This window comes from Streptomyces sp. SID14478 (genome assembly GCF_010548525.1).
Classification (GTDB): Bacteria; Actinomycetota; Actinomycetes; order Streptomycetales; family Streptomycetaceae; genus Streptomyces.
In genome coordinates this window covers 1-5,840 of the sequence record NZ_JAAGMG010000810.1, presented here as the reverse complement: position 1 = coordinate 5,840, position 5,840 = coordinate 1, and the positions used below count along the sequence as shown (strand labels likewise).

At 72.7% G+C, this 5,840-nt stretch carries 5 protein-coding genes; all 5 read right to left on the bottom strand.

Features of this window, described 5'->3' with window-relative positions; all coding sequences use genetic code 11:
• Window positions 1–442 precede the first annotated feature (442 nt).
• Window positions 443–1,690, bottom strand: a complete 1,248-nt coding sequence (locus tag G3I40_RS26575; protein ID WP_164304690.1) for a styrene monooxygenase/indole monooxygenase family protein — start codon at window positions 1,688–1,690, stop codon at window positions 443–445.
• 44 nt (window positions 1,691–1,734) lie between these two features.
• On the bottom strand, window positions 1,735–2,352 hold the full coding sequence (locus tag G3I40_RS26570) for an ATP/GTP-binding protein (protein ID WP_164304689.1): 618 nt from the start codon (window positions 2,350–2,352) through the stop codon (window positions 1,735–1,737).
• Window positions 2,333–2,737, bottom strand: coding sequence for a DUF742 domain-containing protein (locus G3I40_RS26565; RefSeq protein WP_164304688.1), 405 nt, complete (start codon window positions 2,735–2,737; stop codon window positions 2,333–2,335). Before G3I40_RS26565 ends, G3I40_RS26570 begins: the two co-directional genes overlap by 20 nt.
• Entirely contained in the window at window positions 2,734–3,243 is a 510-nt protein-coding gene (locus G3I40_RS26560; protein ID WP_164304687.1) for a roadblock/LC7 domain-containing protein, read from the bottom strand. The genes G3I40_RS26565 and G3I40_RS26560 overlap by 4 nt, the downstream gene beginning before the upstream one ends.
• On the bottom strand, window positions 3,240–5,840 hold a 2,601-nt coding region (locus G3I40_RS26555), incomplete at its 5' end, for a nitrate- and nitrite sensing domain-containing protein (RefSeq protein ID WP_164304686.1). The genes G3I40_RS26560 and G3I40_RS26555, both read right to left, overlap by 4 nt.

Sequence of the window (5,840 nt, the reverse complement as noted above, 5' to 3'; positions counted from 1 at the left end):
GTGTCCGGGTACCGGGCGCCTCGGCTGCCGGCCGGGGCCGAGGACGGGGGCGACGCGGGGTACGGGGCCGCGGGGGCGCCCCAGCAGTGAGCCGGCGGGGTCCGGGCGAAGGTCACGGGGCGCTGCCCCGGATCCCGCTGCTCAATCGCCGCGAATCCCCTGCTGGGGGCTGTGGCGGCCGGATCCCTCGGCGGGGGCCGTGTCCGGGTACCGGGCGCCTCGGCTGCCGGCCGGGGCCGAGGACGGGGGCGACGCGGGGTACGGGGCCGCGGGGGCGCCCCAGCAGTGAGCCGGCGGGGTCCGGGCGAAGGTCACGGGGCGCTGCCCCGGACCCCGCTGCTCAATCGCCGCAGGGGCTTGAAGAGCCCCGGGGCTTGCTGCTCCACCCCCGCAGGGGCTTGAAGAGCCCCGGGGCCTGCTGCTCCACCCCGCAGGGGCCTGGTCAGACCGAGGCCAGGTACTGTGCCGTCTTCTCCGGGTCGTAGAAGAAGTTCTCGAAGTCCGCCGGGTTGTTGAAGCCGTTCGCGAAGCGGTCGGCGACCGGCTGGAGTTGGCCTGCCGCGCCGATCAGGTTCAGGACGTGCTCGGGCGGCGCCTGCAGCATCGTGTTCGTCCACTTCGTGACGTGCTGCGCGGTGTCCCAGTACCGGTCGAAGGCGGACTGCATCCACTCCTCGTCGAACGGCTTGTCGCCGTGGTCGACGATCGAGGACAGGTACGAAGCCGCGCACTTGGACGCCGAGTTGGAGCCCTGGCCGGTGATCGGGTCGTTGGCGACGACCACGTCGGCGACGCCGAGGACCGCGCCGCCGCCGGGCAGCCGCCCGATCGGGTTGCGGACCGTCGGGGCGTAGCGGCCGGCCAACGTGCCGTTGGCGTCGGTCAGTTCGACCTTCGTGGCGCGCGCGTACTCCCAGGGCGTGAACTTCTCCATCAGCTCCAGGGTCAGCGCCAGGTGCTCGGAGGGGTCCTTGACGCCCTTGAACGCGTCGACGGGGCCGCCGGGGACGCCCTCCCAGAAGAGGATGTCCGCGCGGCCCGTCGTGGTCAGCGTGGGCATGATGAACAGCTCGCCGACGCCGGGCACGAGGTTGCAGCGCACCGCGTCGAAGTCGGGGTGCTCGGGGCGTACGCCCAGGCCGTGGACGTAGGCGACGGCGAGGGCGCGCTGCGGCTCGGTGTAGGGCGAGCGGGACGCGTCGCGGCCGAACATCGAGACCAGTTCGCCCTTGCCGGCCGAGACCAGGACGAGGTCGTAGGTGCGGGAGAAGTAGTCGAGGTCCGACACCGCGGCGCCGTGGATGACGAGCTGGCCGCCGCGCTGCGAGAACGTCTCCATCCAGCCGGCCATCTTCACGCGCTGGTCGACGGACTGGGCGTGGCCGTCCAGCTTGCCGACCCAGTCGATGGCGCGCTGGGTGGGGCCGGGGTCGTGCGACCCGGGCGCCGCCACCGAGACACCGAGGCCCTCGATCTTCGGGGCCTGCGACTCCCAGAAGCCCAGCTGCAGGTCGCGCTCGTGCTGGAGGGCGGTGTGGAACATGCACTGCGTGGACATGACCCGGCCGGAGCGGATCTCGTCGGCGGTGCGGTTGGACATCAGGGTGACCTCGTAGCCGTGGGACTGCAGGCCGAGGGCGAGCTGGAGCCCGGACTGGCCGGCTCCGACGACGAGTATCTTCCGCGACATAGTCGAGTGCCTCTAACTGATAACTGGCTTACGGGGAAAGGGAGTCATGCGGGGGTGGCGTCCAGGGCGTGGCCGACCAGGGCGAGCAGCGTCTCGATCACCGCGATCCGGCGCCGCGCGTCCATGATGAGCACGGGCACGTGCGGCGGCACCGTCAGGGCCTCGCGCACGTCGTCCGCCGCGAACTTCTCGCTCCCGTCGAAGTGGTTGACGGCCACGATGTACGGCAGCCCGCAGCTCTCGAAGTAGTCGAGCGCCGGGAAGCAGTCGGACAGGCGGCGGGTGTCGGCGAGGACGACGGCGCCGATCGCGCCGCGCACCAGGTCGTCCCACATGAACCAGAACCGCTGCTGGCCCGGCGTGCCGAACAGGTACAGGACCAGGTCGTCGTCGAGCGTGATGCGGCCGAAGTCCATGGCGACCGTCGTGGTCGTCTTGTCCGGCGTCGCCGTGAGGTCGTCGGTGTCCTCGCTGGCCTGCGTCATCAGCGCCTCCGTCTGGAGGGGCCGGATCTCCGAGACGGCGGTCACCAGGGTCGTCTTGCCGACGCCGAAGCCGCCCGCGACCACGATCTTCGTGGCGATGGGGGCTCGGGTCCGGTCCGTCTGCCAGGTCTGCAACTGCTCCTCGCCATCGAGGAGTTCAGAGACGGCGGAGTCCACTCAGCACCCTTTCCAGGAGCGCCCGGTCCGGCTGTCCCGGGCCGTGACCGGTTCCGTACACGCGGATCTTTCCCTGGTCGGCGAGGTCGCTCAGCAGCACGCGGACCACGCCCAGGGGCATTTTGAGGAGCGCGGCGATCTCGGCGACCGTGCGCATCCGGCGGCACAGTTCGACGATGGCCCGCATCTCCGGCATGACGCCCGCGAGGGTGCCCTTGCCGATCTCCCGGCGCTCGTCGGGCCCTTCGATGGCGGCGGTGCTCGCGATGAACGTCTCGACGAGGAGCACGTGCCCGAAGCGGGTGCGGCCGCCGGTCAGGGAGTAGGGGCGCACGCGGGCGGGTTTGCGCTCTGCGCCGCGTACGGGAAGTTTCCTCACGGTCACCGGGGGCTCTCCATCGACTGGCGCAGCTCACTGCGGAGTTCGGGCGTCAGGACGTGCCCGGCACGGCCGACGAAGAGCGCCATGTGGTACGCGACGACGCTCATGTCGCAGTCCGGGGTGGCGTGCACACCGAGCAGGGAGCCGTCGCTGATGGACATGACGAAGAGACTGCCGTCCTCCATCGCGATCATGGTCTGCTTGACGCCTCCGCCGTCCATCAGCTTGGCGGCACCGATGGTGAGGCTGCCGACACCGGCCACGATGGTGGCCAGGTCGGCGCTGGACCCCTTGGGGCCGCCGCGGTGGTCGGCGGGGCCCTCGGCGTTGCGTCCGGGGTCGGAGGAGAGCAGGAGCAGCCCGTCGGACGAGACGACCGCGACGGACAGGAGCCCTGGCACCTCCTCGACCAGATCGGTCAGCAGCCAGTGCAGGTTGCGTGCCGCGCTGCTGAGGGCGGGGTGGTTCTTCGGTGCAGAGTTGTTGAGTGCAGGGGTGGGCGCAGTCAACTGCTTGCCTCCTCGGCTGAGTCCCCCTTGGCTTCTCCGGTACGTTCCTGGTCGTCGGCCGTACGGTCCTGGGTCTCGGCCTCGAACTCCCGGCGGCCCTGCAGCGCGCCGCGGTGGAAGCCGCCGAGCCTGCGGCGCAGGGCCTCGGCGTCGACGGAGCCGGTGCGCGGCTGCGGGGCGGAGGCGGGCGCGGCGACCTTCGGGGTGCGCTTGGGCAGGCCCTTGTCGGTGACGCGCTCCCACTGCGGCGGGACCTCGGCCGGCTGCTCGGGCGCGGGCTCGGACTGCGGCGCGGGCTCGGACTGCGGCGCCGTCTCGGCGGGGCTCTCGTCCGGGGTGCGCTCGTGGGTGTCCGGCTCGGGCGCGGCGGTCGGCGGCGCCGGTGCCATCAGTTCCATGGTGGTCTCGGACTCGGACTCGGACGGGAAGCGGGGCTCGGACAGTGGCTGAGGCTCGGACGGGGCCCTGGTCCCGGCCGCCGTCTCCGTCTCTTCCGCTGCTTGTGCCCCGGTCTCTGCCTCGGATGCCTCCGGCGCTGATACCTCTGTCTCGGATGCCGCTGTCCCCGAGTCGCGTACGGCCTGCTCAGCGGCCTGGATCAGCGGGTCCGCGTCCGACGAACGCCCGTCCAGCACATTGGAGTTGGCCTCCGCCTCGGAGCCCGGCAGGTGCACGGTGGGCGAGCCGCCCGGCACCACCACGGCGGGCGGCGTCGACGCGGGCGGGGCGGCGGCGAGGAGTGCGGTGGGCAGGACGGCGACGGCCGCGACACCGCCCTGCTTCTGCTCCCGCAGGCGTACGCGTACCCCGTGCCGCGCCGCGAGCCGCGCGACGACGTACAGGCCGAGCCCGAGCCCGTCGGTGTCCTCCGGGTCATGGGCCTGTTCGGCGGAGAAGGACGACAGCCGCGCGTTCAGCTCCCGCATCGTGTCCTCGGCCATGCCGATGCCCTCGTCCTGGACGGAGAGCATGACCTCGCCGTTCTCCAGGAGCCAGGCGGAGACCTCCACGGCGGCGTCCGGCGGCGAGAACGAGGAGGCGTTCTCCAGGAGTTCGGCCACGAGGTGACTGAGGTCGTCGGCCGCGAACCCGGCGATGTGGGCGTGCGGCGGCAGCGCGGCGATGCGCACCCGCTCGTAGCGCTCGATCTCGGAGACGGCGGCGCGCAGCACGTCGACGAGCGGCACCGATCCGGCGTGCTGCTGGCCGTGCTCGGCGCCGGCGAGGACGAGCAGGTTCTCGCTGTGGCGGCGCATGACGGTGGCGAAGTGGTCGAGCTTGAAGAGGGTGGCGAGCCGCTCGGGGTCCTGCTCGCGCTCCTCCAGGCCCTCGATGACGCCGAGCTGCCGCTCGACGAGGCCGAGGGTGCGCAGCGCGAGGTTCACGAACGTACCGTGGATGGAGTGCTTGAGCCGCTGCAACTGGGCTCCGGCGTCCGCCAGTTCGGCGCGCAGCGCGTCACGGTCGTCGGCCATGCGCTGCCGCTCGCCGATGAGGTGCCTGCGGTCGGACTCCAGGGTGGCCTGCCGCTCGTGGAGCGCGACGGCGTGCGCGTGCAGGGCGTTGACGGAGCGGACGACCTGGGCGAACTCGTCGTTGCGGCCGGTGAACTTGACCGGGTCCTCGTTCTCCGGAGCCGCGGCGACCCGGGCGGAGCCGATCCGCAGCACGGCGAGCGGCCGGGTCAGCGAGCGGGCCGCGCCCATGGCGACCCCGACGGCCGCGAGCAGGCAGAAGCCGACGAGGGCGATCCGGATCTCCAGGCCGTCGACGTCGTCGTCGCGCAGCGCCTCCAGCCGCTTGACGCGCTGGTCCCCGAGCGCGGACTCGGCGCCCCGCATCTGGTCGACCCGGGCGGTCAGGGCGGCGTCGACGCTCTTGCTGCTGTAGCCGAGTTCGCCGTCCGACAGGGTCGGGGCGTCGGTCAGCCGGTTCAGGTACGTGTCGGCCTTGGTGACGTCGGGCCCGCTGACCGTGGAGTCGTACGCGGAGACCGACGCGGCCGGGGCCGAGTCGCGGAAGTCGTCCAGCGCGGCCTGCTCGCGCACCCGGGCGCGCTGGGCGGCGGCGCTGAGCGCGTCGCGCTGCTTGCCGTCGGCGGAGTCCTGGTCCACGACGGTCCTCGGCAGCCCGGTGACGGGGTCGATGACGGTCCTGGTGGACGTCGACTTCGGCACGGCGTACGCGGCGAGCAGCAGGCCGCGCACCGCGGAGGCCTGGTCGACGGCGCGGTCGAGGTCGGCGAGGGCGTGCGCGCCGGAGCCCGCGCGGGGCGGCATCGCGTCGGCCAGTTCCTCGGCGAGCCGGTGCAGTTCGGTGATGGCCTTGGAGTACGCGGCGTGCGCGTCCAGGGCGGAGCCCTTGCCGGTGAGAGCGGTACGGCGCACGGTGGCGACGTCGTCGACGGTGCGCCGCAGCGACCCGGACGCGTCGACGCGCAGCTCGTCCACCTGCCGGTCGACGCGCGCGCTGCGCTCCTCGCTCAGTCCCTGACCCTTGGGCCGCCCGGCGGAGATGAACCCGGTGACCTCGTCGCGCTCGTCGGCGAGCGCGTGCGACAGCGAGAGCGCCCGCTGCGTGCGTTCCGCGTCGTCGAC